The organism is Chitinophaga sp. SYP-B3965 (assembly GCF_009647655.1).
Taxonomy (GTDB): Bacteria; Bacteroidota; Bacteroidia; order Chitinophagales; family Chitinophagaceae; genus Chitinophaga.
Genome location: NZ_WJFD01000002.1, coordinates 723,549 through 750,053, shown reverse-complemented (window position 1 = coordinate 750,053; position 26,505 = coordinate 723,549). Strand labels below are relative to the sequence as shown.

Below are 26,505 nucleotides of genomic sequence, written 5' to 3'. Positions count from 1 at the left end.
GTTTGGAAAGCATGGCCCCTTTTGGCGCCTTTATGGCCCCATTGGCCCCTTTAATGGCCCCTTTCTCCTTTTTTCAGTAAATTCATGCATGAAACAGGAAAGCCCACATAATACAGCCGTTCGCTCATGGCAATCCAGGTTGCATGAAGTCATCTACGAATCCCACACCACCGCCGGAAAAATATTCGACACTACTTTGCTGGCATTTATTATTATCAGCATCGTAATAGTCATGCTGGACAGTGTGGAAGAACTAAACGAAAGTTATGGCAGGTTCTTCTTCTTCATGGAATGGTTTTTCACTGTGGTGTTTACAATAGAGTACATCCTAAGGCTCATCTGCATCCGCAGGCCATTCAAATATATGTTCAGCATATTAGGCATTATAGATCTGCTCGCTATCATTCCCAGCTACCTGAGCTTTATATATATCGGAGCACAATCTTTACTGGTACTAAGGGCACTGCGGTTATTAAGAGTATTCCGGATTTTCAGGCTGGTTCATTTCCTCTCAGAGATGCGTTTTTTACATGTAGCAGTGATCAGTAGCCTCCGGAAGATCAGCATCTTCATTTTGTTTGTGATCAGTGCCGTTGTTATCCTGGGTTCTGTAATATACCTGGTAGAAGGCCGCACCAATGGATTCACCAGTATTCCGCAATCCGTTTACTGGGCCATTGTTACGATAACAACAGTAGGTTACGGAGATATAGCCCCTGTTACACCACTTGGCAAACTAATTGCCAGTTTCATCATGTTATTGGGTTATGGCATCATAGCAGTACCCACCGGCATCGTTACCACAGAAATGGCCCTGGCAGCCAAAAGCCAAAAACAAGAAAGCCAGGCCTGCCCATCCTGCGGCAGAGAAGGCCATGATCACGACGCCCGCTTTTGCAAATACTGTTCAGCGAAACTTTAAAACAAAACAATCATGAAGATCAAAGCGTACGCAGTTAAAGAGAAAGGCGGAAGCCCCGAACCCTTCTACTACGAGAAAGAGCTTGGTAAAAATGATACATTGGTTAAAATAACGCATTGCAGTATCGCCAGGGGCGATATTCAATTCCTGAATGATGATTGGGGCGATGCAAATTTCCCACTGGTTGTGGGTCATGAAATTGTTGGAATAGTAGAAAATATCGGATCAGATGTTACTGATCTGAAAACCGGTGATCGCGTTGGTATCGGTTACCAGCAGGAAGCGTGTTTTGAATGTGAGTTTTGCAGGCAGGGCAACGAACAATTTTGCCAGGATCAGAAAGTGATAGCCGTGAACTGTTACGGCGGTTTAGCAGATCATATTATCACGGACAGCAGATTCGTATTTAAACTCCCCACAAACCTGGACTCCGCAAAGTCAGCCCCATTAATGTCCTCCGGCATAACAGTATATTCAGCCATCAGCAGAGCAGATCTGCAACCCAATGCTGTTACTGGTGTCCTGGGCGCAGGGGGACTTGGTTTACTGGCTGTCCAGTTCCTTCAGAAAATGGGACATAAGGTTTCCGTATTCTCTCATTCTCCGGGCAAAAAGGAAATGATTGAAGATGCCGGCGCTGAATATGTAGATAGCAAGAATGATCTATCACAACTACACAGAAAATTTGATTTCATCCTCTCCACGTTAAACGTAGACTTCAACATAGACGCTTATTTAAAAGTATTAAAACCAACGGGAAAACTGTGCCTGGTTGCGTCTCCTTTGGAGAAGCAGCCCATCAGCCTCGGCTTATTGTATGATTACGCCCAGCGTACCATCTATGGAAATTATGTTGGCAGCCGCAAAAACATGATCGATATGTTAGCATTTTCGGCAAAGCATAATATAGAAGGTCTCGTAGATGTGATGCCCTTCTCTGAAATGAATAAAGCGATAGAAATCCTCAGAAAGCAGAATATGCCGGCGAGATTGGTATTAGAAAAATAAAGCGATGAAAATGCAACCACAAGAGAAAAAGATCATCCAAACCTACAACCAGGTAGCAGAAAGTTATGCCGCCCAACGCCACGATGAATTGTCCAAAAAAACATTCGACCCATTGTTACTGAAAGCGTTTGCCACAGCTAACAAACATAAAGGCCCCTTTGCCGATTTTGGTTGCGGCCCCGGACAAACCACAAGATTCCTATACGATAATGATATAAAAGATATCACAGGCATTGACATCTCTCAAGCCATGATCGAAGAAGCCCGAAAACTCCATCCGAAAATAAAATTTGAAACCGGCGATCTGCTGAATATTTCCTACGACTCAAACCACTTCGGCAGTGCCGTCGCATTCTATGCAATTGTGCATTTTACTTATGAAGAGATAGGAAAGGCTTTCAGTGAAGTAAACCGGGTGCTGAAAACCGGAGCCCACTTTTTATGCTCCTTTCACGTGGGAGACGAAACAGTACATTATGATACAGCGCACGATATACCAGTGGATATAGACTTATACTATTTCCAAACAGAACGGATCATAACATTACTTCAACAGACCGGCTTTGAAATAATCGAAGCCCTGGAACGATACCCCAACAAAGAGGAATATCAAAGCAAGCGTGGATATATCTGGGCGGAGAAGAAGTAACAACTGAACTCTTCTGTCTTTAAAAAGCCCCAAACAGCTCGTTTTCTTTCTTCATTTGTTCATCTTTTTGTAGCAAAATCAATACAATGATTATCAATTCATTATAACAGTTCTTACAATTTCGGAATTCGATTCCGAAATTGTAAGAAAGTATAGATATATCCAATGGTTTCAAATTTTGTATATCCTTTTCAATGATTTCCTGCAAACCTCTTGACGCGGTCAGCTTAAGATCTTTCGTCCATACTAAAGATTATTTGCATCCCATTATTACCATCGATATTCAAAATTAGCACACTTTATTACCAATTAATTATCAGCATGTTAAATGTAAAAAAGGTGTATTGAGTAGTTTTCATAGACAACTGCTTATATTTGCAGATAAGTGGGAAAAGCATTAAATTTGTAGTAATATGAAAAAGATAGTTGCCAAAAAAATTTCTAATACTCAGGGTTCTTTCCATGCCAAAGTTAGGCAGTTCGGAGAAGAAAGGGAGAAGCGTATGCATGATACTGAACAAGCGGTCATTCATTCAGGTCTCGTAGAGCAATTAAAAAAAGTTAAAAGCAGGAATTCCACCACTGTTGTAAAATCTGAAAATTTATAGTTCCATTCTATGCCCATTTATCCTTATGCTCCTGGGCCAATCAATGAACCTTCTGAAAATTTTGTTTTCCCCACAGATTTAGGATGCCTTTACATTATTGAATTTTACAACGGATCAAGTCGGTTTGATCAAGATGATTTAATTCTGTTGAACTCTGGATTAACTTATGAAATAAGTATAAAGAAAAGTTATTTAGAAGCCCCGCCAGAAAATGGTCAGCAAAAGTATGATTCACTAGTAAAACCAACTATTCAACATATTATTGATAACTTCATTACTACCAAAGGCATTCTTCCTATATATTTCTTTATATGTGATAGTGAAGATGAAAAAGAAGCTGCAAGGCATAAGTTATTCACTGAGAAATGGTATAATGAATCTCAATTAGAAAATTGGGTTATGTTTAGTTACGAAATAACTGGAGAAGACATCGGTATTCAACCTTACTATCTAGGACTGCTAATTCATACCGATAATCCTAATTTTGAAGTTTATCCTACCGCTTTTGAAAATTTTATGGAGAATCAAGCCGTACAAGGAAAGCTTATGAATGTTGTACGTAGCCAAAATTCATAAAATTCCTATCTAAAAAACAATCTCAACTGACTACTAGGCCTTAAAAAAAAGAAGTATTTAAATTCAAGAGTAGTATATATGGATTAAATACCATTTTCCGTAATCATCATTATACTCACTTCTCTAACAGGTGGGCAACAAATTGAATTTTCTCTGATTGCTTTATCTAAATTGATCTCAAGAAGATTTTTAATCTGGATTATATCTAACCAAACCTCATAAATGTTAATTTCTATTGGAGATAATACTGATCCTTGTTGTTGATAGGAACTAAAGAATAATAACTTGATACTGAAGTCTTCTTTTAATACTTTATCATATCCACCGCTTGCTGTATACCCGCCATTTCCAAATTTTAATGTCCAGGCAGGATACATTCCTTTATACTGAATTTCAGCAAATGAATTAATTGTACCATAATGATCCTGCAATCTTTCTTCAAAATGCTGAGCTGTATTTCGGACACTGTGAATAACTGCATTCTGCAGGGTGGAATTTGGAGTATATGATAAGTAGGATAGGATAGTATGCCGGCTTTTTGCTCTACCGACATTATCGCCAAGTGATAGTTTTATGCTTTTCACTAGCCTTGAATAATTATCTATAAACTGATCGATTCTTTGGAAAAACCCTGGAGGATAATCTAGCAATTCGATTGTACTTAAATTTTCAGTGATTTCTTCAGCCATGCCTGATATTATTCCATATTGTAGGTCCAAATTTTTCAGTAAAGAAATAAGATACTCTGCTGTCAAATCTAGTAAATCTCCCTTTCGGAAAGGGAGCCAGTTAAAGGGTTTTTGGTCAAGATTAAGCATGGTAATAAGTCACTATCTCTTTTTGCAAAAAATAATAAAACAGAAACCGGTGGAAACTTTACCTTCAAGGCGGTTAATTTTTTTCAACGAACCCGCCTGATACAAAAGTTAATTGGATAAATGTCCAGTGCTGGGTGATATCAAAATAATCTCCAATAACTTAGCTTTTATACCACGAACTAATAGATTCTCTTCATCTAATTCGTTGAAACTATCGTTGATAATGGTACCCAGCTTTAAATCTTCACCCGAGCCAACCAAAAACATCAAATTATTCGATCGTTTCAAGGGAGCAGATTCTATAAATTGATCAGTTATGAACGATACAATAAATACCAAGTAATTTTCATATCCTTTAATCACCGTCTCAGGAACAGCATTTTCAATTGTTCCAGAAAATTTAATGCTATTAAAATTATCCGAAACGGAAAAAGAATAAGTTTTTTGTAAATGCTCCATAACAAGAATTATTTTACCTTCTTTTCATCTGCCTTATACCTCTCAATAATAACATCCTTTAGATCATCAAGAAATGAATTCCTAATAGGATCAAAGCGCTGGTTAACAATGTTGCCTGTAAACCAAATGTTATCCACTTCCCGAATATATACCGGGTTAAGGTCTGTGAATATTTCCGGAAGATCGCTACCCTGTACTCTAAATTTCACTTTGAACATATCCTGAACTGCGTCTTTATTAATCCAATCAGCATCAGGTTCAGAAAAGTAACTGCCGTAGATAATATAAATAGTATTATTAATTTGATAGTTAAAAGAAAAATCTTTAGATAATTTCTTCATTATAATCTCTTTTATAAATATTCATGCGAAAGTATAAGCAATAATACCTATTTCCTGTTATTCTAAAGTTAATAGAGATGAAGCTTGATAGCAGCAGTTATATTTATATAATAAGAGTAAGTGAATACCAAATAAAAAGATATGCATTTCGAAAATCAAGATGCATATCAAAAAACAAAATCGCATTTCGCCCTACCTAAAACAACCTCAACTGACTCGTAGGCCGTAAAAACAAAGAAGTATTAAACTCAAACCTTTCCTGGTTCATCCCCTGCTTCTTCACATGCAGCTTAAACTGCTGTTTGATCAACTCTGCAATATTCCCTTCGCCCCGCATGCGTCTCCCAAAATCACTATCATTCACTTTCCCGCCATGCATGCTCTCAATCAAATGCCACACTTTATCCGCCCTGTCCGGAAAATTCTTATACAGCCAATCGTTGAAAATGATCTTCACCGCATCATTCAATCGCACCACAGTATACCCTGCATACTTTGCACCATTGTTAGCAGCCTGTTCCAGCAAACGCGGTATCTCATGATCTGTTAACCCAGGAATAATAGGCGCCGTCATCACACCAACCGGAACCCCCAGATCAGACAATTCCTTGATCACCCGCAAACGCTGTGTGGCAGTAGCTGTCCGCGGTTCCATTTTCTGCCGGAGATCTTCCTGCAAAGAAGTGAGGGATACATATACGCAAATGAGTTTCTGTTCCGCCATTTGCTGCAGGATATATTTATCTCTTAAAACGAGGGAGTTTTTAGTAATGATACCGATGGGCTGTTTGTATTCCCAGGCTACTTCCAGCAATTGCCGGGTGAGGAACATCTTACGTTCCAGCGGCTGGTAGCAATCTGTATTGCCGGCCAGCGAAAGTGGTTTGGGCACCCAGCTCTTATTGTTCAGGAATTTACGGAGCAGCTCAGGTGCATTGGTTTTGGCTACGATCTTTCTTTCAAAATCCAAGCCTGCACTGAAACCCCAATACTGATGAGAATTGCGGGCATAACAATAGATACAGCCATGTTCACATCCCTGGTAGGGATTCATGGAATACCACATGCCTACATCCGGACTATCCACTTTATTGACAAGGGTTTTGGAATGTTCCTCGAAGATCTGGGTAGGCACATCTGCCTGCCACCATTCGTCGATACCTTCCGGATGTTCCTTGGCATATTCCTCCGCCAGGAATTTGTTTTTAGGGTTCAGTTGGGCGCCTCTCCCTTTGTAGTACGGATTTTCTAATGGTGTGTCGGTAAATGGGAGCGTCATAGACACTAATAATTTTAGTAAATGTACTAATTTTATTAGCAATCACAAATTATATAATTCCCATCTGTTTCATGAGGAAAGTAGCATTCTTATTTCGCGCAATACCAGGCCGCATACGGTAATCGAAGTGCAGCTGCCCATTCTCCAGGGAACTCTCGAAACAATAATTCCTGATGTTATCCGGATTTTCTGCTTCCAGGGCACCCAGTTCCAGGTCGTGCGTGGCAATCATGCCCAAACAGCTGTAACGCAGGAAATGCCGGATCAGCTGTTGCGAGCCGGATAATTTATCTTCTGAATTCGTGCCTTTGAGGATCTCATCCAGAATAATAAAAACCGGCTGTCCTGTTTGCAGCACCTTTATAATATGTTGCAGGCGTAACAATTCCGCCTGGAAATAAGAAGTATGCCGCGCAATGGAATCCTTGATCCGCATGGAAGTCATAATCCGCAGGGGACTGCAGGAAAAATCAGCAGCACAAACCGGCGCGCCTGTCATGGCCAATAACCAGTTCACGCCCACACTCCGCAGGAAAGTACTTTTGCCGGACATGTTAGAACCCGTAATAATTAAGAACTGTTCCCCATGCCCGATGCTGCAGTCATTCATTACACTTTCACCAGCCGGAATCAACGGATGCCCAATGGCAGTACCTTTCACACCCTGCTTGGCAGTGATCTGCGGATAAGCATAACCCGGATGGTTATAAGCAAAAGAAGCAATGCTGTTAGCCGTTTCCAGTTGTGCGATAACACCGATCCAGGTACCTAATTTATTTTTATATCTTTCTTTCCAGCGCTCTAAACGGAAGGCGCAATGCAGATCATACAGCATGATAGAATTAAGTACCACACCTACCAGTAAGTTAAGGCGTTGGTCCAGCTGGTTGCTGATCTTCGCTAAATGATGTAATGCTTTACCTGCTTCTGCTGCTGTTTGCTGTTGTTCCTGTAACAGGGAAGATCCTTTCCAGTCCGCCTGTTTGATCATCTGTAACAGCATCGCGAATTTCTTCAGTACCTTTTCTTTATTGGAGAGCAGGTTGTGCATGGCCATTACTTTCTTCACATGCAGCAGCAGGATGCACCAGTTCACCATCAGGGACAAAAGGAAGTACACATAATTACCCGTTACCGCATAATACACAATGCCCGCCAGTACCAGCAAAGGCATCACCCAACTGGTTATGTACAGCGCTTTCTTATGAATGAATTCCATGGGCGCATCCAGCCATTGCTGAATCCCTTTTACGTCGTCCTTCCCTTCATCCGCTAATTGTGCGTGCACTGTAAAATGCTGACGAAAATCTATTTCCGCAGATAAAACTTTCACGGCATCCTGCACTGCCAGGATCTTTGAAGGCTCCATCAATGGATCTTGCAAAGTGCTCGCCAGACGTTGTTTGCCCGTATAAGTACCCGTTCTGTTTAAGTATTGAAAAAGGGAAGAAGGCCCAAATACATCCAGGTCGCCGGAAAAATCATGCTGATCGTTAATGAATTCTTCCCCATCTTCAAAGTCCGCGATCTGTTCCGTAACCACGCGCAACTCTTTCTCATTCAGCCGCAGAAGCCCCTGCAGTAATGCCTGCCGGTCTTTCGCCTTTTGGTAGAACACAAGAGATGCTACAAAAGCGATCACGAGGGCAGATACAAAGAGTATCCAGATCAGTTCAAAACTAGTGGCAATGTATTGCCAGCCGGTGAATGATATACCTACGAAACATACAAGGCGCGCCACACTTAGGTTCTTCAGATGCCCTTCTGTCTGTGCCAGTTGTTTCTTAAATAGTTCGATGCGTTGTTGATAAGTTGCTGCCGGTTGCATAACGGAAAGATACAAAAATATAAAAGCCCGGGTATTGGGTACCCAGGCTTTTGTATTTTAATTATGTAGCAGGCATTAGTTATCTATTGAGCCGCCGTTGTGTCACTCACTTGTACGGTTGGTTCTTTTCTCTACAAACTAAAAAAGAAAAAACCTCCGCCCTTTGCTGCGCGGCATGCTTCCTGCCAAAAACATCCTCAAAAAGAAAGAAACCGCCCTATAAAAAGACATCCCCACAAAAAAATATAAAATACCGCCCTTTGCTGCGCGGCATGCTTCCTGCCAAAACATCCTCACAAAAAGGAACCCTCTCTACAAAAAACATCTTCCACAAAAAAGAAAAAACCTCCGCCCTTTGCTGCGCGGCAAACTCCCAGCCTACATATTCCTCCGATACTGCCCTCCAACCTCATACAACGCATTCGTAATCTGCCCCAGGGAACAATACTTCACCGTCTCCATCAACTCATCAAAAAGATTCCCATTCTGCACCGCTACTTCCTGCAACCGCTTCAGCTTAGCATCCGCATGCGCCGCATGCCTTTCTTTGAAGGACAAAAGCGTATTGATCTGAAACTCCTTCTCTTCCTCCGTAGAACGGATCACCTCCATCGGTATCACCGTAGGCGACCCATTTTTATTCAGAAAAGTATTCACCCCAATGATCGGAAACTCCCCCGTATGTTTCAGTGATTCATAATACAAACTTTCTTCCTGGATCTTATTCCGCTGATACATCCTTTCCATTGCTCCTAATACACCCCCACGTTCTGTGATCCGCTCAAACTCAGCCAGCACAGCCTCTTCCACCAACTCCGTTAATTCTTCAATAAAGAAACTCCCCTGGTTAGGGTTCTCATTATTCGCCGTACCCAACTCCCTATTGATGATCAACTGAATCGCCATCGCACGACGAACACTTTCTTCCGTAGGTGTAGTGATCGCTTCATCATAAGCATTTGTATGCAGCGAATTACAGTTATCATAGATCGCATACAACGCCTGCAAAGTAGTACGGATATCATTGAAATCTATCTCCTGCGCATGCAAACTGCGACCAGAAGTTTGAATATGATATTTCAGTTTCTGCGAACGATCATTCCCTTTGTATTTATACTTGATCGCCTTCGCCCAGATCCTCCTGGCAACACGACCAATCACCGCATACTCAGGATCCATACCATTGCTGAAGAAGAAAGAAAGGTTTGGCGCAAAATCATCAATGTTCATACCACGGCTCAGGTAATACTCTACATAAGTAAAACCATTCGCTAAAGTAAACGCAAGCTGCGTAATAGGATTAGCGCCCGCCTCCGCAATATGATATCCGGAGATACTCACAGAATAGAAGTTACGCACTTTACGCGTGATGAAATATTCCTGCACATCACCCATCAGCTTCAAAGCAAATTCCGTAGAGAAGATACAGGTATTCTGTGCCTGGTCTTCTTTCAGGATATCCGCCTGCACAGTTCCTCGCACTGTACTCAATGCATGCGCTTTCAGCTTTTCATATACTTCCGGCTCCAATACATCACTCCCTGAGATCCCCAGCAGTTGAAGTCCCAGGCCATTATTACCATTCGGCAATGCACCGGCATATTGTGGATGATCTGCAAATTTTTTATGAATGATCGCATTCACCTTCTCCGTCAGCCCATTCTCAGCAATGTATTTCTCACACTGCTGATCAATAGCCGCATTCATAAAGAAAGCCAGCAGAATAGGCGCGGGGCCATTGATGGTCATGGATACAGAAGTTTTGGGATCACACAGATCAAACCCGCTGTATAATTTCTTCGCATCATCCACTGTAGCAATACTCACCCCAGAGTTCCCCACCTTCCCATAAATATCCGGACGGTAAGCAGGATCTTCTCCATATAAAGTCACACTGTCAAAAGCCGTGGAAAGTCGCTTTGCCGGCTGGTCTACAGACACATAGTGAAACCGTTTGTTCGTACGTTCCGGACCACCCTCTCCCGCAAACATCCTCGTAGGATCTTCCCCTTCACGTTTAAGCGGAAATACACCTGCCGCATAAGGAAATTCTCCCGGCAGGTTTTCTGTTAACTGCCAGCGAAGGATATCTCCCCAGTCTTTGTATTGTGGTAATGAAATTTTAGGAATACGGGAATGAGAAAGACTTTCTGTATACAACGGCAATTTGATCACTTTATCCCTCACCTGGAAAGCATAATGATCAGCCGTATATTTTTCCTGCAAAGCAGGCCAGCCCGTGATCAATGCTTTACAATCCGCATGCAGCTGTGATTGCAGATGTTGGCTGATCTCTTCCAGTTCTTCCACTTGTGAAAGCCCCGGCACCTGCAACACCCCTTCCACCTGGTACCATTGCGTAGCAATAGCACATTGCTCATTCACCCAACTACCATATGCGGTTATACTTTCACCGATCTCCGCAAGATAACGCACACGGGATGGAGGAATGATCAACGATTTGGTAGACGTTTCGAAAACAGGTTTATCCGGCTGATCTTCTCCAAAATGCACATTTGTTTTTTCTACGATCTTATGCATCAGCCTGCCGAATAACTGATTCACACCAGGATCATTGAACTGAGAAGCAATCGTACCAACCACCGGCAGGTCCTCATCCTTTGCTTCCCACAGAAGATTATTGCGTTTATATTGTTTGCGCACATCATGCAAAGCATCCAGTGCACCCGCTTTATCAAATTTATTAATGGCTATCAGGTCTGCATAATCCAGCATGTTGATCTTCTCCAGTTGAGAGGCAGCACCATATTCCGGCGTCATAATATACAAGGACACATCACAGTAATCCACAATCGCCGTGTCACTCTGCCCGATACCAGAAGTTTCCAGGATGATAAAATCAAAGTGCGCCGCTTTACAAATGTCTATTGCTTCCTGGATGTGCAGGCTGATAGCCTTATCACTTTCGCGGGTAGCAAGGGAACGCATGTAAGCACGGGGATGATGAATACTGTTCATGCGGATCCGGTCTCCCAATAAAGCACCGCCCGTTTTTTTCTTGGAGGGATCTACAGAAATAACCGCGATCGTTTTATTATCATATTCATGCAGGAAGCGGCGAACCAGTTCATCCGTCACGCTGCTTTTTCCGGCGCCGCCGGTACCTGTTATACCAAGTACAGGAGTTTTTTCCGCCACCGCCAGGGCTTTCAAACCAGCCAGCTGACCATTCATGGCATAGTTCTCTGCATAGGTGATCGCTTTCGCAATTTCAGGCGAAGCATCCTGTGCCAGTTTCACTTTGGCCAGGTCCCACTCACCTTGTTTCACCGTTTCAAAATCACACTGGCGGATCACGTCTTCTATCATGCCACCCAAACCAAACTTCCGTCCATCGTCCGGAGAATAAATACGGGTGATGCCATAGGCATGTAACTCTTCAATTTCCACCGGAAGTATGGTACCACCGCCACCACCAAAAATGCGGATGTGGCTGCAGTTCTTTTCCTTCAACAGGTCATACATGTATTTGAAGAACTCAATATGCCCTCCCTGGTAGGAAGTTACGGCAATACCCTGCGCATCTTCCTGGATAGCGCAATCAACGATCTCTGCGGCAGAACGGTTATGACCAAGATGGATCACCTCTGCTCCTGTACTTTGCATGATCCGGCGCATGATATTGATGGCAGCATCGTGTCCATCAAAAAGAGCGGCCGCTGTAACTATGCGAACCTTGTGTTGTGGTGTATATGACATAAGGAATGCAAGTTACGAAAATAGCGGCTGTGGCACGTTGCAGCGGGGAATTAGTATCAATTGAACAAGAAGTAATAATCCTTGGAAATTGTTTAACAGCGATCGGTTATAAGTGGATAAAAACGAAAGAGGCTGCATAGAAAGGAACGAACCTTCGTAAACAGCCTCTTCAGCAGGAGAAATGAAATTAGACATCAATCCTGCTAATTCATAACGTGGAATCGATAAAACGCGATATATAAAAATATTTTTGAAACCACCTTTAGTGGCTACTGTGACGAGTGACTGGGTTTTCTAAATAGTTTGTGAAAAATTACTCTGCTAGTCTTTTTAAGATTTTTGGTTGTCTGGCTACGGAATCAATAGAAAAAAGATACACTGTGTATATCCTACACAATCTTACTTAAAATTTTGTTAAAAAACAAATTTCATGGGGTGATTCCCTTAAAATATACAGGAATAGGGAATCTGCCATGGCATTGGCATACCACCTTCCAAAATCCATATAGAAAAGCATTTCCCCTGGAAATTATAATTTGAAGGACGGTTAAAATCCTATCAAAACCCGAGACTTTTCTTGTGTTGCTGATTGTATTTATCCTGGTTGAACCGATACAACTTGGCCGGACGATGCCTTACTTCCTGTTCTTCTTCATTCAGATCTATCAGGTAATCCATGGCAAAGAACTTTTTGCGGAAGTTCCGCCTGTCCAGTTTCACATCCAGGATGGCTTCATACAGGTTCTGTAATTCCCGGAGGGAGAATTTCTTGGGCAGCAGGTTGAAGCCCACCGGCTGCTCAATCACTTTATGTTGCAGGCGCTGGTAACAAGTGGCCAGGATATCCTTGTGGTCAAAGGCCATCTGTTTGATATCCTTCACCGCATGCCAGTGCAGTTCATTGCTATGCGTTTTCAATTCCACATGCTGGATATTCACGAGGGAATAATAAGCAATGGTGATCACTCTGCCCACAGGATGCCGGTTCAAACCACCAAAGGCCTGCACCTGTTCCATATATACGTCCTCCAATCCTGTACGCTCACGCAATACACGGTAGGCGGCCGTTTCCAGATCTTCATCCGGATGCACAATATCTCCCAGCAACGACCATTTTCCTTTGAATTCTTTGAGATCAGATTCAATGAGCAGTACTTTCAATTCATCCTCGTCAAACCCGAATATTACACAATCGATGGAGATAGCTGCCTTAAAATAATCTATGATCTCGGTTAGATGGGTGTTAATGTTTTTGGTGTACATACTACTATTCGTGGAACGTATTAAATATAGCAAATTTATAACTGATGCAACGCTTTGCCGGAAATATATGTGGCTATCACCTTCGTGGCCATGATCTTTTCTTCCGGTACCTTCATCAGGTCCTGATCCGTTATCACAAAATCCGCCACCTTACCGGGTTCCAGGCTTCCCTTCGTATGTTCTTCAAAAGAAGCCCTCGCGGCCCAGATCGTCATCCCTCTCAAAGCTTCCTCCCGGGTCAGTGCATTCTCCGGCTGAAATCCGCCGGCCGGAAACCCTTTCCCATCCTTCCGCACAACGGCGGCAAAGAATGTGCGCAGCGGACTGATATCTTCCACCGGAAAGTCCGTGCCCAATGGTATCCAGCCATTCTGTTTCAGTAAGTCCTTAAATGCATAAGCATAACGAACCCGCTGAGGCCCTAAACGATCTTTCGCCCAATACATATCTGAAGTGGCATGTGTGGGTTGCACAGAGGGAATAATGTTATCATCCCCGAACCAGTGAAAATCCGCAGAGTCCAGTACCTGCGCATGTTCTATCCGCCAGCGTTTGTTGTTTTTGCCTTTTAATACGGCTGCATAGATCTTTAATATCTCCCGGTTGGCCGAATCCCCGATGGCATGTGTACACATCTGGATATCTGTATTTGCCAGCTGGGAAACTTTGTTCATAAAATAGGAAGCGTCTTTCAGCAGGAATCCTTTCCATCCCGGTTTATCTGTATAGTCATGTAACAGGCAAGCTCCCCGGGAACCCAATGCTCCGTCTCCATAGAATTTGATGCTCCTTACCTGGTAACGCTCTTTAATGAAAGGTCCCTTTTTCAGCAGCCAGTTGATGTTATCTTCCTGGTCACTCAACATGATGTTTAAACGCAGATGCAGTTTATTCTCTTCGTAGAGTTTGCCGATCATTTCAACATCCGCCACGGAAAGTCCGCAATCTGTAATGCTGGTCAATCCTGCTGCGATGCATTTTTCTTCTGCTGCCATCAGTCGCAGGGAGAATTCTTCTTTGGAGGCAGCGGGGATCTTTGATCCCACCAGGCTGATAGCGTTATCTACTAATATACCCGTTAGTTTACCTTGTATCACTTCTACCGTTCCGCCTGTTAAAGTATGTCCTGCTTTTACGCCGGCCAGATCTAAAGCAGCCTGGTTGGCAATAGCAGCATGGCCATCTATCCGTTCCAGTAATACCGGCGTGGTGGGAAATAAACTATCCAGCCGGGATTTGTTGGGGAAGGTTTTATTGGGCCAGTCGTTCTGGTCCCAACCACGTCCTTCTATCCAGGCTGTTTTATTAACATTTGCAAATGCCTTCACACGTTCAACCACTTCATCCCAGCTCTCTGTCCCAACAAGGTCCACTTGCCGGAGTGATTGCCCATAGCCCACAAAATGGGCATGCGCATCATTGAAGCCAGGATACACCGCTGCCCCTTTTGCATCTACACTGGAATCTGCATCGTATTGTTTCAGGATGAATTCATTGGTGCCCCTGGCGAGGATCTTTCCTCCTTTAATGGCCATGGCTTCCACTACGGTAAAAAGGGAATCTGCTGTGTAAATAACGGCGTGATGGATAATGAGGTCAGCTTTTTCTTTCGGCTGGCCGCAAGCCGTTATCAGCAGAAAGAGGGTTGCGGTATAGATTATTTGCTTCATACCAGATTTTTAAAGATGGGCCGTGCGCACATTGGAACTAAAGTTTAAATTTACGGCAGACTTTTGACTTATCATGTATAACAAGGAAACAGAAATCAAATTGGCCCGCCTTGGCAAATCGCTCCTGAGCCAGGCACCGAATGCTGATATCACAGAAACCATCACCGCATTGCGGGAGGTGCTCCGCCATAGCGACTGGCGTTATTACATTCAGGACGATCCCATCCTCAGCGATCAGGAGTATGACCAGCTGTTCTCCCAATTGAAGAAACTGGAAGCAGCACACCCGGAACTGGTAACACCAGATTCCCCCACACAGCGTGTAGCCCAGGGCCTCACAAAAGTGTTCCCTACGGTGCAGCACCTGGTACCCATGCTGAGCCTGGAAAACTCATATGATGCAGATGATCTGATCGACTGGGATCGTAAAGCCCGTGAAGCCAGCGGACTCGAAGAACTGGAATATTGCATCGAACCAAAGTTTGACGGCGCCAGTATTTCCCTCATTTATGAAAATGATCTGCTCTCACGTGGTGCTACCCGTGGAGATGGATTACAGGGAGATGAGATCACCGTCAATATCCGCCAGATCCGCTCTATTCCTTTATCCGCGGAGTTTTCCAAATACGGTATCCAACAGATAGAATTAAGAGGAGAGGTCTTAATAAACAAAACCACCTTCAAGAAATTAAACGATCAACGCATAGCAGATAACCTGCCGCCGCTTGCCAATCCACGCAACGCAGCATCCGGTTCTTTACGTATCGTAGATCCGAAAGAAGTATCCAAACGCGGCCTGGAAGCCTTTTTATACAACATGAGTTACCACACCATGATAAATGATCAGGCAGAACCCGAAGCCATACAAACACACAGCAATACGCTGGATATGTTGTGGCAACTGGGTTTCCGCAGTCCTGCCAAAGAGAAGAAAATAGTGCGCGGCATACAGGCCGTGATTGATCATTGCCTCAAATTTGAAACCGAGCGTGACGATCTTCCATATGAAATAGATGGCATGGTGATCAAAGTAAATGATTATGCCATACAGGATAAAATGGGCATGACCACCCATCATCCCCGTTGGGCCATTGCCTATAAATTCAAAGCAAGGCAGGCCACCAGCAAACTCCGCAGTGTAGAGTTCCAGGTAGGCCGCACCGGTTCTGTTTCTCCCGTAGGGAAAATAGATCCTGTTCCTATTGGTGGTGTGATGGTTGGTTCCATGAGTTTATTCAATGAAGATGTGATCAGGGAAAAAGACCTGAAGATAGGAGATACCGTATTAGTAGAAAGAGCCGGTGATGTGATCCCTTACATCGTAAAGTCGATGGCAGATCTGAGAGATGGCAGTGAAAAAGATATCGTATTCCCCACTAACTGCCCTGTATGTAATGATGCATTGTTTAAACCGGAAGAAGAAAGTGTTTGGCGTTGTGTGAACATCAACTGCGAAGCACAGGTAGTAGAACGTATGATCCACTTTGTAAGCAAAGATGCTATGGATATCCGCAGCCTTGGAGAAAGCCAGGTGCGCAAGTTTTATGGATTGGGTCTGATGAAAGCTGTACCGGGCATTTACACTTTGAACTTTGAAGAGATCGCCAAACTGGAAGGTTTTGGGCCGAAGTCCATCACCAACCTGCAAACCGCAATAGAGGCCTCCCGCGCCCAACCGCTGCATCGTTTGATCTTTGGATTAGGCATCCGTTATGTAGGAGAAACCACGGCCAAAACTTTAGCGAAAGCCGTAGATCATCTCATGGACCTCGTGAATTTTTCCGAAGAACAACTTCTCGCACTGGAAGACATCGGCCCCAAAGTAGCGGGTTCCGTTCGTCAGTTCTTTGCCAATGAAGATAACCTGCACATCTTAAAAGAGCTGGAAGCCTTAGGCTTAAATCTACACAGCACAAAAGGTTCCCTCTCCGCAGAAGGCACCCTAAGCGGACAAACATTCCTCTTCACCGGAACGCTCAGCAAACTCAAACGCAGTGATGCAGAAGCCATGGTAGAAGAACACGGCGGAAAATTATTAAGTGGTGTAAGCAGCAAGCTGAATTATTTGATAGTAGGAGAAGATGCCGGCAGCAAATTAGAAAAAGCCAAGAAGATCAACACGATCAAGATCTTAACGGAAGATGAATTTATAAACATGGTTTCATGAGTGATGAATATTTCATGCAGCAGGCTTTGAAAGAGGCGCTGAAAGCAAAAGAGAAAGGAGAAGTACCCATTGGCGCAGTGGTAGTAATGAATGAACAAATAATCGGCCGCGGGTACAATCAGGTAGAGATGTTAAACGATTGCACAGCCCACGCAGAAATGATCGCACTCACTGCAGCCTTTAGTTATTTAGGCAGCAAATACCTCATGGATGCCACCTTGTACGTAACACTGGAACCCTGCTTCATGTGCGCCGGCGCCCTTTACTGGAGCAAGATAGGCCGTATTGTATATGGTGCAGAAGATGAAAAAAATGGATACAGAAGAGTAGCCGGAGACCGTTCTCCTTTTCATCCCAAAACAAAATTAGAAAGCGGATTATATGGCGAGGAGAGTTTGAAAATGGTAAAAGAGTTTTTTGCTGTTAGGAGAAAGTAAATGACTGACGATAAAAGAAAATTATTAGCTAAAGAACCAATTGTCTGGCTGGGAGACCTTTCAGATGATTGTACTGCCGAATGGGCTGGATTAATGCTAAGGGCTGAATGGATGGATGAAGATTTCTGGTGGTGGGCTGTTTATGACATGCAAAATAATCAAGAAGTAATTGATGCCTCCTATAATTATGAAATATCATTTATAGGTGGAGCGGCGGCAAGAGCAAAGGCTGAAAGTATTGCCAAAGCATATCTGGGAATTGATGCATAACACAGATACTCCCATGGGAATACTACTAATAAAAAAAGGACCGCTCTTCTCAGAACGGTCCTTTCTATTTCTATAAAAATTTATTTCTTAGCCGGAGCTGTTTCATTCTTAGTCTCCATCAACTGATTCAAACTCATCAGCTGCTTCATCGTTTTATCCATGCCTTCAGAAGACCCATCCAGGAAGATCACATTACCTCTGGAATTCTCCGAGAAATGTTTAATCCCTTCCACCCACATAGAGAACAAGATCACAGAAGTATCCAGGTTAGCCTGCTGCATTTCTTTCGCAGCCATACTCATACCCTTGGCCACCTCCTCCCGGAAAAGCGCCACCCCACGACCACGCAATTGCGCAGCCTGCCTTTCAGCCTCTGCAGCAATCTTGATGGCATTACCATCTGCTTCCGCTGCTTTGGTCTTAGTGATCAGCAAAGCCTGCCCTTCATTCTCAGCAGCCGCTTTCAGGTTATTCGATGCAACCACCTGGGCCATAGACCGCATAATGGCATCATCAAAAGTAATGTCGTTCAGTTGAAGATCCTGCAGATGAAAACCCCATGTTTCCAGGGTTACATCTATCTGTTCCTTCACGTGTTCTGTAATGTCTTTCCGCAAAGCGAGCACTTCTGCTTGTTTTTTGGTAGCCACAAAACCACGGATAGAACCTTCGATCGTACGGATCAATGCCTGCATGAAACTGCGTTCATCCATAAATTTAAAAGCCACATTCTTAATGTGCTCCTCTTCGTTGTTTAAAACAGAATAGAGCAACATGGCCTTGAAATAAACATTCGCCTGATCAATGGTGATAGCCTGGAATTCCAGTTCCACAGAACGGTTCTGAATAGAGATGCGTTTAAATACCCTTTCAATGAGCGGTATTTTGAAGTTTAAACCGGGCATTAGTATCCGGTTGTACTTCCCGAAAATGGTGGTTACGCCAATGGTTCCCTGCTGCACCGTCACAAAAGACGAGAGCAGGACAAGAACAATCAACCCAATTATAACATACAAAAAAATGTTATCCATAGTGTAAAGGATTTGAACATAAATGTAAAGAAAATCCTCCACTATGGGTAATAGTTATTCAACTGAAAGCAGGGTTTCCAAACACGCGGATTTAAAAGGCCGGTTTGCGTGGATTTTTGGAAGGTAACAAACAACGAATGATCCGTGTGGGTTAAACACGAGACAATGCATGAAATACTAAGTAAGTCATTGTATTTTTTGACAATTCCGGAAGTAGATGAATACATCGTCCAACTCAATTTGCTTCAATTGATAGGCTAATTGGGTTTTCAGATCCTCGGCTTCTTCTTTTATTTTTTTGTACTGGTCCTTTAATGTCTGATACCTGGTAACAATTTCTTCGGGTGTGGCAGTTTGATCTAACGCCAGGATATCATACGCATTTTCTTCGGTTATCATAGTGATAAGTATTACCTCAAAAACTATCCAAATGAACTCCGTGATAATTCAGGCTACTAAATTAGTGGAGTTTAACACGAATGAAAATACCCAAGCTTGGGTATTTTTTGAACCCGTGTATGAATCACACTTCTGTTGTAGAAATGAATTACAGATTAGATTTGGAAATATGTAAACTGATTATCAATGTTAAAAAACTATAATTTATTACGGGTTATTGCAAACCTATCTGTTTTGCAAGGGCAACAAGTTCAGGGGTATTTTTAACCTTTAATTTTAATCGGATGTTCTTCCGATGGGTTTCAACGGTATATCTGCTCAAATTGAGCTTTTCGGCTATCTCTTTATTGTTGTGTCCCCGGCCAGCTAAGATAAAAATGTCCTTTTCCCTGGCGGTAAGTTTGTTGAGTACGTCCTCATTATTACGCCGTAAAACAGTGCGCAGTGCTTCACTGATCTGGTTCCCCGTATCAATAGCATTGGTAAAGTCCAGGAAAACGCAGATCACGTCTTCCACATTCCCCTGCTTGTCGAACGTAAAAGGAATGCCCAAACCTACTACCCAAAACCATTCTCCTTTCCCTCGTTTGCGCACCCGCATAACTCCTCCGAACATTCCTTTCTTTTCCTGGAAGGATTGTTGGGACACCGTGAGGATGCTCGCATCGTCCGGGTGAGTGATCTCCTTAAAGAACTGGGTACCAAGGGTGAGGATCTCGTCCAGGGAATAACCTAGTGTTTCCGATAAATTACGATTGCACCAGTTGACGGCCTTTTTAGCGTTGTTGGACGTATATAGCATAGCCGGCACGTTGTCTATGATCTTCTCAAAATGTTGTAGCCGGCTCCGCAATTGCGCATTCTCCGATATCAGCGCATCTTGAGAATCGCGTGGTTCTGTGCCCATGTCCTGCATATTTATGTTTTAAACAAACAATAGTGAAAACTAACGATGAATACTATACGAATATAATTAAATGCTAAACAACCGTTATAACACCTTTATGTAAATATAAAAGAAAAAGGCATATATCCAACCGGCGTTAACAAGCTGTAACCCTTAATTACACTGGTTAATAGAAAGGGTTTGACAATTACCGTATTAGGCGTTAAATTTGGTTCTTCTAACAAGAAAAAACTATTCTTAACCCATAAAAAATTGGATTATGGCTTTTACACTTCCTGCATTACCGTATGCTTCCGATGCGCTGGAACCGCACTTCGACAAGCAAACGATGGAAATACATCACGGTAAGCACCACCAGGCTTATGTTGACAACCTCAACAAAGCGGTTGCCGGCACTGAGAATGAGAATAAATCCCTGGAAGAACTGGTTGCCAAAGCTGGCGCTATCAGCCCTGCTGTACGTAACAACGGTGGTGGTCACTGGAATCACAGCTTTTTCTGGGAAAGCCTGGCACCTAACAAAGGTGGTACACCCAGCGGTAAACTGGCAGATGCCATCAACAGTACCTTCGGTTCTTTTGATGCATTTAAAGAGAAATTCAACGCTGCAGGTGTTTCCCGTTTTGGATCCGGCTGGGCCTGGCTGCTCGTGAAAGATGGCAAACTGGAGATCTCCTCCACGCCTAATCAGGACAATCCCCTCATGGATGTTGCCGAAGTTAAAGGCACGCCTATCCTGGGTGTTGACGTTTGGGAACACGCTTACTACCTGAAATACCAGAACCGCCGCGCAGAATATCTCGCTGCTTTCTGGAATGTAGTGAACTGGGATGCCGTTAGCGCACGTTTTTAGTCTTTAGAATTAATTTAGAATCGGCCGCCTTTTAAAGGCTTCCTAACTAAAACAAAAAAGGCAGCAGGATTTAAACCCTGCTGCCTTTTCTTATTTTGAAGAAAGAAAAGCCCACCGGCTTTTCTTATTATAGAAAAGAATCCCCCCTCTTCTCTATGCCGAAGGGCCTGCTCTCCATATTAATATGTAAAACAGGCCCTTCTATTTATATCTTTCAGCAAAAAACTACAATTCCTTCACCTTCACATTTTTAAACCAGATCTCACTACCATGGTCCTGCACACAGATATGGCCTTTCTTAGCAACACCATATCCTTTGTAGTCCTTCCATTTACCGGTAGTTTTATTCTTCTGCCACTCCGGCGTCCACATTTCAGTATCCACTACTTTCTCTCCATTCAGCCAATGTTCCAGATGCCCCTTGTTCAATACAATACGGGTATGGTTCCATTCACCAACCGGTTTAGCTGCCAGTTTAGAAGGAGGATTCATAGCGTAGTTAGCTCCTGATTTCTGCCAGTCTTCCAGTTTCTCAGGGAAGTTCTCATCATCGATCAACTGGTATTCAGGACCACTCATATAAGGTGCTTCAAACTCTTCCGTTACCAGGTAGAGGATACCGCTGTTCCCTTGTGGCGCTATTTTCCAGTCCGCCTCCAACTCAAAGTTCTCAAACTCATCATTGCTCAGCAGATCTGCACGCATATCACTTTTATCCGTGGTACTGCCTGTACAATGGATCGTACCATCCTGTGCAGACCAGGTTTTGTTTTCCTTGTTCTTGTACATTCTCCAGCCATCCAGGTTAGTACCGTTGAACAGTAGTTTCCAGCCTTCCGCTTTTTCAGCTTCGGTTAAAACATTCGCAGGTGCTTCTGTAGCTGTTCTGTTTTCACTGCCAATAGCCAGTGAATCCTTTTTCTCTTCTGTTTTTCCGGCATTTCCGCAGGAGGCAAAGGTCATCAAAGCCAGGCAGAATGCGGGGAGCACTAGTCTTTTCATAAATTATTTATTTACAGTTTTCAAAGTTTCCGGATTCCAGTGCATGATCTTATTCTGGAAATAACTATCGTTACACAACAGGGCAGGTGCTGCAGCGCGGAAGCCAAAAAGCGCATCCTCACTCACTTTACCCTTGGTACGCATAGCATTGAACAGGTTGTAGAAGTGATCAAAGTGTGCACCTTTGTATCCTTCCTCTGCCACATATTCCATTTTCTCCGGCGCCAGCATATCCTTACGTTCGTAAACATATTGCCTGCCCGTATCTTTCTGTGTTTTAGTTTGCAGCAACGGATCGTCAGTAGCTGCGTAAGCTTTGTTCCTGTAGAGGGTTACTTTATCCCACTCAACCGTCATAGAACCTTCGCTGCCCACCATGCGGAGATAGTTGGTACCACCGGTTCCGTCTACAAAGTTCACACGCAAGCTCAGGTTAAATGCAGGATGAATTTTGGTTTCAGGATAATCAAACATACCCAGCATTACATCCGGCACTTCACGGCCATCTTTCCAGTAACGCAAACCACCCGTAGCCATGATCTTTTCCGGCCCTATAGAACCCGTCACCAAATGGAGACTGGAAAACAAATGCACGAAAAGGTCTCCGGAAACACCGGTACCGTAATCCTTATAATTCCTCCAGCGGAAGAAACGCAAAGGATCAAACGCACGTTTAGTATTGTTAGCGAGATAAGCATCCCAGCCAACTGTTGATGGAGATGCATCTGCAGGAATAGGATATTGCCATGCCCCGAACGGAGACATACGCGCCCAGAATCCTTCTGCATAGTTCAGTTGTCCGATAGCCCCGTCCTTCAGCAACTGGCGGGCTTTTTCATTACCCAGTGAGCTAACGCCCTGACTACCTACCTGATAGATCACTTTATTCTTGTTCTGCGCTTCCACTACAGCGCTGCCTTCTGAAATATCATGTACCATGGGCTTTTCGCAATAAACGCTTTTGCCTTTATTCATGGCAGCAACAGAAATATCTTTATGCCAGCTGTCTGGCGTAGCAATGATCACTGCATCAATATCCTTACGCTCCAGGATCTCTTTGTAATCACGGGTGGTGTAAATATCGTTACCCCATTTCTTTTTAGCATCCGCCAGGCGGCCATCATACAGATCACATGCTGCGATCAGTTTCACACCCGGTACTTGTATGGCCGTGTTTGCATCTGCCGTTCCCATTCCCCCTGCTCCGATCAGCGCTATCTGGATCTGGTCGTTAGCACTGTAATTTTCTTTCTGACGGGAGAGTTGCTCCAGGCTTCTCTTCCTGTCTGCCGCAGTAATGATGTTTGGCAGTAAAGAGGCCCCCACTACGGTCTTCGCCAGTTTGGTGATAAAACCGCGCCGTGAGTTACCTTTAGAATTTTCAGTCATGCTAAGTATATTTTATATTTTAAAGATAATCGATTGCTACTTGAAACGTAATACAGCGTTCACCGGTAAGTGGTCAGACGCGTATTTCTCCTGGATCACCACATGTTTCTCTACGGCAAATTTCCCTGGTGTAAAGGAAATGAAATCAATGCACCGGTGTGGGTTTTCCACCGGGATCGTAAATCCGCAATCCTTACAGCTGCGGGTAAAATACTGATCTAATATATTAATAACAGCGCTGCCCTCAGGAGCGTTCAAATCCCCTGCCAGAATAACCGGATACGGCTGATCTTTTAATATAGCTGTTACCTCTTTGATCTGTACCAGCCGGTTGGTATCTCCCCTTTGTGCATCCAGATGGGTACAGGCTATCAGCAAACGCTTGTTACCAGGGAGTTTCAGTAAAGCCGTGGCCAATACGCGCGGTTCTCCATTTGTACCGGCTATGGTTGTTAAAGGATATCTTTTTGTTTCGATAATGGGATAATGCGTGAGGATGGCAACGCCATATTCCCCGCCATCATGGTCAATTCCCTTCGCAAAGAAATAAGCCATATTGGTACTTTTGGCCAGTTCTTCCGCCTGGTGTACATCTTTACCGGAGCGGTTCGTATGCACATCCACTTCCTGCAGCATCACAATATCCGGTTTTGTATCCGTGATCACTTTTGCAATAGCAGGGATATCTTTTTTATTTTTTACAGAAGGAGGGTTGGCTACGTGAATATTGTAACACAGAACATTGACTGAGCTTGTTTTAGCATTCGTCAGCTTTTTTCCGGTTGAGCAGGCACCAAGGGTTATCACCAGCATTAAAGCAAGGTGGAAGCGGCTTATTTCATACATACCCTAAAAAAACGAAAAACAATTTAGCTATGCAATGTTATTTTTCTGCAATGGGTTGCAATAGGGGTGGATGGCTAACATTATTTGTCTTTCCCCTTTGGGCTTATTTTATAAAAATCTAATAAGTATTCCATTTTTTTCCATAAAAATTCAAATGCTTCATGATCATTATCGAAGATCCTATAATCATTCCTTCCTCCCCTCTCATCCAAATAGAAAAACTCCCACTTAGCGTAGTTTTTGTATAAAATGCAAGCATCCGGCTTTAAACCTTCATCTAATGAGTACTATTGCTCTGGAACATTATTCCAATAAAGTTTATCTTTTAATTCAATTAAATTCATAATTAATCCTTCTTCTGCAGCAAAGCCTGGTACTTAGCCGGCGCCCTCAATAAAGCAACCGCTTCATCCACATCTTTATCCCAGCTCAATCCCTTTTCTATTCTGCCCAACTGAGGATAATAACGGTTCATGATCTCTTCTTCCAGTAACTGGCGGATCTCCGTTTTATTCTTTAGCATATCCTGCTTTTTATCGTGCTTCATTTTCAGCTGCAAAGCTTCAAACTCTTTAGCAAGACCATCATAATATTTCTCTTTCTCAGCCGTACCGCGGAAACTCTCCAATGCTTCCTCAGAGCGGGTTTTATAACTATAATCTTTGCCATCCAGGAACTTTTCAAACTCAGCAAACTCAGCATCAGTAAGAGAGAACTGCGTAGCCGGTTTCACCTGAGGATGCGCATAATAATAACGGGTAGCATAATCGAAAATGAATTGTTTGCGCAGCAGTGTAATGGCCACCTGGCTCAACACCATGCTTTCCACTTTAGCATCCGGCTCAATACCACCACCATCTTTAACCGGCCTGCCACCAGCCGTTACAAAAGAACGACGCAACGAATCTGCCACATACACCGCTTCTCCATCTTCCGTTCTGTGCGCATAATCAATGGCCTGAATACAACGGCCGGAAGGCGTATAATACCTTGCAGTGGTCACTTTCAGCTTTGCATTATAAGGTAGGGGACGGGTAGTTTGCACCAGCCCTTTACCATAAGAACGTTGCCCAACCACTACACCACGATCCAAATCCTGTACAGCACCCGCAACAATTTCCGCAGCAGATGCAGAAGTACGGCTGGTCAGCACGATCAGCGGAATGTGAATATCCACTGCTGTTTGGGTGGTTTTATATTCCCTGTCCCAGCTTTTCACTTTCCCTTTGGTACTAACGATCAGTTGGTTTTTGTCGATGAAGATATTGGATAAGCTCACTGCTTCTTCCAGCAATCCGCCGGGGTTTCCACGAAGATCCAGCACCAGTCCTTTCAGTTGCGGTTGTGTTTGTTTGAGTTTTTCAAAAGCCTGTTGCACCTGCAAGCCACTGTTCTCGGTGAACTGGCTCATTTTAATATAGCCAATGTCGTCACGGATCACGCCGGAATAACTCACTGGTTTTACATTAATATCATCGCGAACGATCTTATAAGCTTTCTCCACACCGGTTAAAGGATGACGGAGTACAATATCCAAAGTAGTACCAGGATTGCCTTTCAGCATCAGGCTGATATCATCCTGTTCCATGTTCTGCGCACTTTTGCCATTGAGGGAAACAATGATATCTCCCGCTTTCACACCAGCCTTTGCCATGGGGCTCCCTTCATACACATCTGTGATCGCCGTCCATTCTCCATCTGTATAAATGGAAGTACCCACACCGCCATATTTACCTGTAGCCATGAAACGCAGTTCATCCAGTTCTTCTTCCGGCACAAAATCCGTGAAGGGGTCTGTTTCTTCCAGCATGGCTTCAATGCCTTTGTGCATGAGTTTTTCAGGCGGAAGGTCTTCCACATAATACGTATTCAGCTCACGGTAGAACGCGGCAAAAATGTCCAGGTTCTTGGCGATGAGGAAGTATTTATCACTGGTACGGAAAGCTGCAAATACAAGGCAGAGGCCCAGCAAGGAGAACAGCACTAATTTTTTGGATATCCGCCGCATAGAAAGATTTTGAAAGGTTTTTAATAGCATCAGCCCCTTGGGACTTTCAGCCGGA

General features: G+C 43.6%; 24 protein-coding genes. 9 read left to right on the top strand and 15 right to left on the bottom strand.

Going from position 1 to position 26,505, the window contains the following annotated elements:
• Positions 1-88 precede the first annotated feature (88 nt).
• From GFS24_RS17330 to GFS24_RS17310, 5 genes are all read left to right on the top strand, one after another.
• Complete coding sequence (locus tag GFS24_RS17330; protein WP_153661439.1) at positions 89-922, top strand: ion transporter; 834 nt, start codon at positions 89-91, stop codon at positions 920-922.
• A gap of 12 nt (positions 923-934) precedes the next feature.
• Positions 935-1,930, top strand: a complete 996-nt coding sequence (locus tag GFS24_RS17325; RefSeq protein WP_153661437.1) for an NAD(P)-dependent alcohol dehydrogenase — start codon at positions 935-937, stop codon at positions 1,928-1,930.
• Between the two features lie 4 nt (positions 1,931-1,934).
• Complete coding sequence (locus GFS24_RS17320) at positions 1,935-2,579, top strand: class I SAM-dependent methyltransferase (protein ID WP_153661435.1); 645 nt, start codon at positions 1,935-1,937, stop codon at positions 2,577-2,579.
• A 413-nt stretch (positions 2,580-2,992) separates the two neighbouring features.
• The gene (locus tag GFS24_RS17315; protein ID WP_153661433.1) at positions 2,993-3,187 is read left to right on the top strand and encodes a hypothetical protein; all 195 of its coding nucleotides are present in this window, start codon (positions 2,993-2,995) and stop codon (positions 3,185-3,187) included.
• A gap of 9 nt (positions 3,188-3,196) precedes the next feature.
• Positions 3,197-3,763 (top strand): DUF6169 family protein, encoded by a 567-nt coding sequence (locus GFS24_RS17310; RefSeq protein WP_153661431.1) that lies wholly within the window; start codon positions 3,197-3,199, stop codon positions 3,761-3,763.
• A gap of 83 nt (positions 3,764-3,846) precedes the next feature.
• Here the strand turns inward: GFS24_RS17310 and GFS24_RS17305 are convergent, their stop codons facing one another.
• The 8 genes from GFS24_RS17305 to GFS24_RS17270 all read right to left on the bottom strand — a co-directional run bounded on the left by GFS24_RS17305 (position 3,847) and on the right by GFS24_RS17270 (position 15,141).
• Entirely contained in the window at positions 3,847-4,452 is a 606-nt protein-coding gene (locus GFS24_RS17305; RefSeq protein ID WP_153661429.1) for a hypothetical protein, read from the bottom strand.
• 237 nt (positions 4,453-4,689) lie between these two features.
• Entirely contained in the window at positions 4,690-5,040 is a 351-nt protein-coding gene (locus GFS24_RS17300) for a hypothetical protein (protein WP_153661427.1), read from the bottom strand.
• Positions 5,041-5,048: 8 nt separating this feature from the next.
• Positions 5,049-5,381: a hypothetical protein gene (locus GFS24_RS17295; protein ID WP_153661425.1), complete on the bottom strand. Its 333-nt coding sequence runs from the start codon at positions 5,379-5,381 to the stop codon at positions 5,049-5,051.
• Between the two features lie 196 nt (positions 5,382-5,577).
• On the bottom strand, positions 5,578-6,660 hold the full coding sequence (locus tag GFS24_RS17290; protein WP_153661423.1) for a PA0069 family radical SAM protein: 1,083 nt from the start codon (positions 6,658-6,660) through the stop codon (positions 5,578-5,580).
• A 49-nt stretch (positions 6,661-6,709) separates the two neighbouring features.
• On the bottom strand, positions 6,710-8,488 hold the full coding sequence (locus GFS24_RS17285) for a hypothetical protein (RefSeq protein ID WP_153661421.1): 1,779 nt from the start codon (positions 8,486-8,488) through the stop codon (positions 6,710-6,712).
• Positions 8,489-8,866: 378 nt separating this feature from the next.
• Complete coding sequence (locus GFS24_RS17280) at positions 8,867-12,208, bottom strand: methylmalonyl-CoA mutase family protein (protein WP_153661419.1); 3,342 nt, start codon at positions 12,206-12,208, stop codon at positions 8,867-8,869.
• Between the two features lie 558 nt (positions 12,209-12,766).
• A complete protein-coding gene (locus GFS24_RS17275) occupies positions 12,767-13,471 on the bottom strand; it encodes an NUDIX domain-containing protein (RefSeq protein ID WP_153661417.1) in 705 nt (234 codons plus the stop codon).
• A 35-nt stretch (positions 13,472-13,506) separates the two neighbouring features.
• Positions 13,507-15,141, bottom strand: coding sequence for an amidohydrolase (locus GFS24_RS17270; RefSeq protein WP_153661414.1), 1,635 nt, complete (start codon positions 15,139-15,141; stop codon positions 13,507-13,509).
• Between the two features lie 73 nt (positions 15,142-15,214).
• Here GFS24_RS17270 and ligA point away from each other — a divergent pair, with 73 nt between their 5' ends.
• From ligA to GFS24_RS17255, 3 genes are read left to right on the top strand one after another with little or no spacing between them, the layout of a single operon-like run.
• Positions 15,215-17,308 carry an NAD-dependent DNA ligase LigA gene (gene ligA, locus GFS24_RS17265; protein ID WP_153661412.1) on the top strand — a complete coding sequence of 698 codons (2,094 nt, stop codon included), beginning with the start codon at positions 15,215-15,217 and terminating at the stop codon, positions 17,306-17,308.
• Entirely contained in the window at positions 17,305-17,745 is a 441-nt protein-coding gene (locus GFS24_RS17260; RefSeq protein ID WP_153661410.1) for a nucleoside deaminase, read from the top strand. Before ligA ends, GFS24_RS17260 begins: the two co-directional genes overlap by 4 nt.
• Complete coding sequence (locus GFS24_RS17255) at positions 17,746-18,015, top strand: hypothetical protein (protein ID WP_153661408.1); 270 nt, start codon at positions 17,746-17,748, stop codon at positions 18,013-18,015.
• Between the two features lie 80 nt (positions 18,016-18,095).
• Here GFS24_RS17255 and GFS24_RS17250 read toward each other — a convergent pair whose 3' ends face one another.
• The 3 genes from GFS24_RS17250 to GFS24_RS17240 all read right to left on the bottom strand — a co-directional run bounded on the left by GFS24_RS17250 (position 18,096) and on the right by GFS24_RS17240 (position 20,352).
• Positions 18,096-19,046 (bottom strand): SPFH domain-containing protein, encoded by a 951-nt coding sequence (locus tag GFS24_RS17250; protein ID WP_153661406.1) that lies wholly within the window; start codon positions 19,044-19,046, stop codon positions 18,096-18,098.
• A gap of 186 nt (positions 19,047-19,232) precedes the next feature.
• The gene (locus tag GFS24_RS17245) at positions 19,233-19,445 is read right to left on the bottom strand and encodes a hypothetical protein (protein ID WP_153661404.1); all 213 of its coding nucleotides are present in this window, start codon (positions 19,443-19,445) and stop codon (positions 19,233-19,235) included.
• Positions 19,446-19,659: 214 nt separating this feature from the next.
• Positions 19,660-20,352, bottom strand: a complete 693-nt coding sequence (locus GFS24_RS17240) for a LuxR C-terminal-related transcriptional regulator (RefSeq protein ID WP_173003109.1) — start codon at positions 20,350-20,352, stop codon at positions 19,660-19,662.
• Positions 20,353-20,611: 259 nt separating this feature from the next.
• Between GFS24_RS17240 and GFS24_RS17235 the strand changes: the two genes are divergently transcribed.
• The gene (locus GFS24_RS17235) at positions 20,612-21,205 is read left to right on the top strand and encodes a superoxide dismutase (protein ID WP_153661400.1); all 594 of its coding nucleotides are present in this window, start codon (positions 20,612-20,614) and stop codon (positions 21,203-21,205) included.
• Positions 21,206-21,430: 225 nt separating this feature from the next.
• Here the strand turns inward: GFS24_RS17235 and GFS24_RS17230 are convergent, their stop codons facing one another.
• The 4 genes from GFS24_RS17230 to GFS24_RS17215 all read right to left on the bottom strand — a co-directional run bounded on the left by GFS24_RS17230 (position 21,431) and on the right by GFS24_RS17215 (position 26,450).
• Entirely contained in the window at positions 21,431-22,207 is a 777-nt protein-coding gene (locus GFS24_RS17230; RefSeq protein ID WP_153661398.1) for a DUF1080 domain-containing protein, read from the bottom strand.
• Positions 22,208-22,210: 3 nt separating this feature from the next.
• Positions 22,211-23,596 carry a Gfo/Idh/MocA family protein gene (locus tag GFS24_RS17225; protein ID WP_153661396.1) on the bottom strand — a complete coding sequence of 462 codons (1,386 nt, stop codon included), beginning with the start codon at positions 23,594-23,596 and terminating at the stop codon, positions 22,211-22,213.
• A gap of 36 nt (positions 23,597-23,632) precedes the next feature.
• Positions 23,633-24,442: an endonuclease/exonuclease/phosphatase family protein gene (locus GFS24_RS17220; RefSeq protein WP_153661394.1), complete on the bottom strand. Its 810-nt coding sequence runs from the start codon at positions 24,440-24,442 to the stop codon at positions 23,633-23,635.
• Positions 24,443-24,788: 346 nt separating this feature from the next.
• On the bottom strand, positions 24,789-26,450 hold the full coding sequence (locus GFS24_RS17215) for a S41 family peptidase (RefSeq protein WP_153661392.1): 1,662 nt from the start codon (positions 26,448-26,450) through the stop codon (positions 24,789-24,791).
• Positions 26,451-26,505: the final 55 nt, after the last annotated feature.

Excerpts from the sequence above, each read along its gene's own strand:
- GFS24_RS17330 (WP_153661439.1), top strand. The coding sequence starts at position 89 with ATGAAACAGGAAAGCCCACATAATACAGCCGTTCGCTCATGGCAATCC.
- GFS24_RS17325 (WP_153661437.1), top strand. The coding sequence starts at position 935 with ATGAAGATCAAAGCGTACGCAGTTAAAGAGAAAGGCGGAAGCCCCGAA.
- GFS24_RS17320 (WP_153661435.1), top strand. The coding sequence starts at position 1,935 with ATGAAAATGCAACCACAAGAGAAAAAGATCATCCAAACCTACAACCAG.
- GFS24_RS17315 (WP_153661433.1), top strand. The coding sequence starts at position 2,993 with ATGAAAAAGATAGTTGCCAAAAAAATTTCTAATACTCAGGGTTCTTTC.
- GFS24_RS17310 (WP_153661431.1), top strand. The coding sequence starts at position 3,197 with ATGCCCATTTATCCTTATGCTCCTGGGCCAATCAATGAACCTTCTGAA.
- GFS24_RS17305 (WP_153661429.1), bottom strand. The coding sequence starts at position 4,452 with ATGGCTGAAGAAATCACTGAAAATTTAAGTACAATCGAATTGCTAGAT.
- GFS24_RS17300 (WP_153661427.1), bottom strand. The coding sequence starts at position 5,040 with ATGGAGCATTTACAAAAAACTTATTCTTTTTCCGTTTCGGATAATTTT.
- GFS24_RS17295 (WP_153661425.1), bottom strand. The coding sequence starts at position 5,381 with ATGAAGAAATTATCTAAAGATTTTTCTTTTAACTATCAAATTAATAAT.
- GFS24_RS17290 (WP_153661423.1), bottom strand. The coding sequence starts at position 6,660 with ATGACGCTCCCATTTACCGACACACCATTAGAAAATCCGTACTACAAA.
- GFS24_RS17285 (WP_153661421.1), bottom strand. The coding sequence starts at position 8,488 with ATGCAACCGGCAGCAACTTATCAACAACGCATCGAACTATTTAAGAAA.
- GFS24_RS17280 (WP_153661419.1), bottom strand. The coding sequence starts at position 12,208 with ATGTCATATACACCACAACACAAGGTTCGCATAGTTACAGCGGCCGCT.
- GFS24_RS17275 (WP_153661417.1), bottom strand. The coding sequence starts at position 13,471 with ATGTACACCAAAAACATTAACACCCATCTAACCGAGATCATAGATTAT.
- GFS24_RS17270 (WP_153661414.1), bottom strand. The coding sequence starts at position 15,141 with ATGAAGCAAATAATCTATACCGCAACCCTCTTTCTGCTGATAACGGCT.
- ligA (WP_153661412.1), top strand. The coding sequence starts at position 15,215 with ATGTATAACAAGGAAACAGAAATCAAATTGGCCCGCCTTGGCAAATCG.
- GFS24_RS17260 (WP_153661410.1), top strand. The coding sequence starts at position 17,305 with ATGAGTGATGAATATTTCATGCAGCAGGCTTTGAAAGAGGCGCTGAAA.
- GFS24_RS17255 (WP_153661408.1), top strand. The coding sequence starts at position 17,746 with ATGACTGACGATAAAAGAAAATTATTAGCTAAAGAACCAATTGTCTGG.
- GFS24_RS17250 (WP_153661406.1), bottom strand. The coding sequence starts at position 19,046 with ATGGATAACATTTTTTTGTATGTTATAATTGGGTTGATTGTTCTTGTC.
- GFS24_RS17245 (WP_153661404.1), bottom strand. The coding sequence starts at position 19,445 with ATGATAACCGAAGAAAATGCGTATGATATCCTGGCGTTAGATCAAACT.
- GFS24_RS17240 (WP_173003109.1), bottom strand. The coding sequence starts at position 20,352 with ATGGGCACAGAACCACGCGATTCTCAAGATGCGCTGATATCGGAGAAT.
- GFS24_RS17235 (WP_153661400.1), top strand. The coding sequence starts at position 20,612 with ATGGCTTTTACACTTCCTGCATTACCGTATGCTTCCGATGCGCTGGAA.
- GFS24_RS17230 (WP_153661398.1), bottom strand. The coding sequence starts at position 22,207 with ATGAAAAGACTAGTGCTCCCCGCATTCTGCCTGGCTTTGATGACCTTT.
- GFS24_RS17225 (WP_153661396.1), bottom strand. The coding sequence starts at position 23,596 with ATGACTGAAAATTCTAAAGGTAACTCACGGCGCGGTTTTATCACCAAA.
- GFS24_RS17220 (WP_153661394.1), bottom strand. The coding sequence starts at position 24,442 with ATGTATGAAATAAGCCGCTTCCACCTTGCTTTAATGCTGGTGATAACC.
- GFS24_RS17215 (WP_153661392.1), bottom strand. The coding sequence starts at position 26,450 with ATGCGGCGGATATCCAAAAAATTAGTGCTGTTCTCCTTGCTGGGCCTC.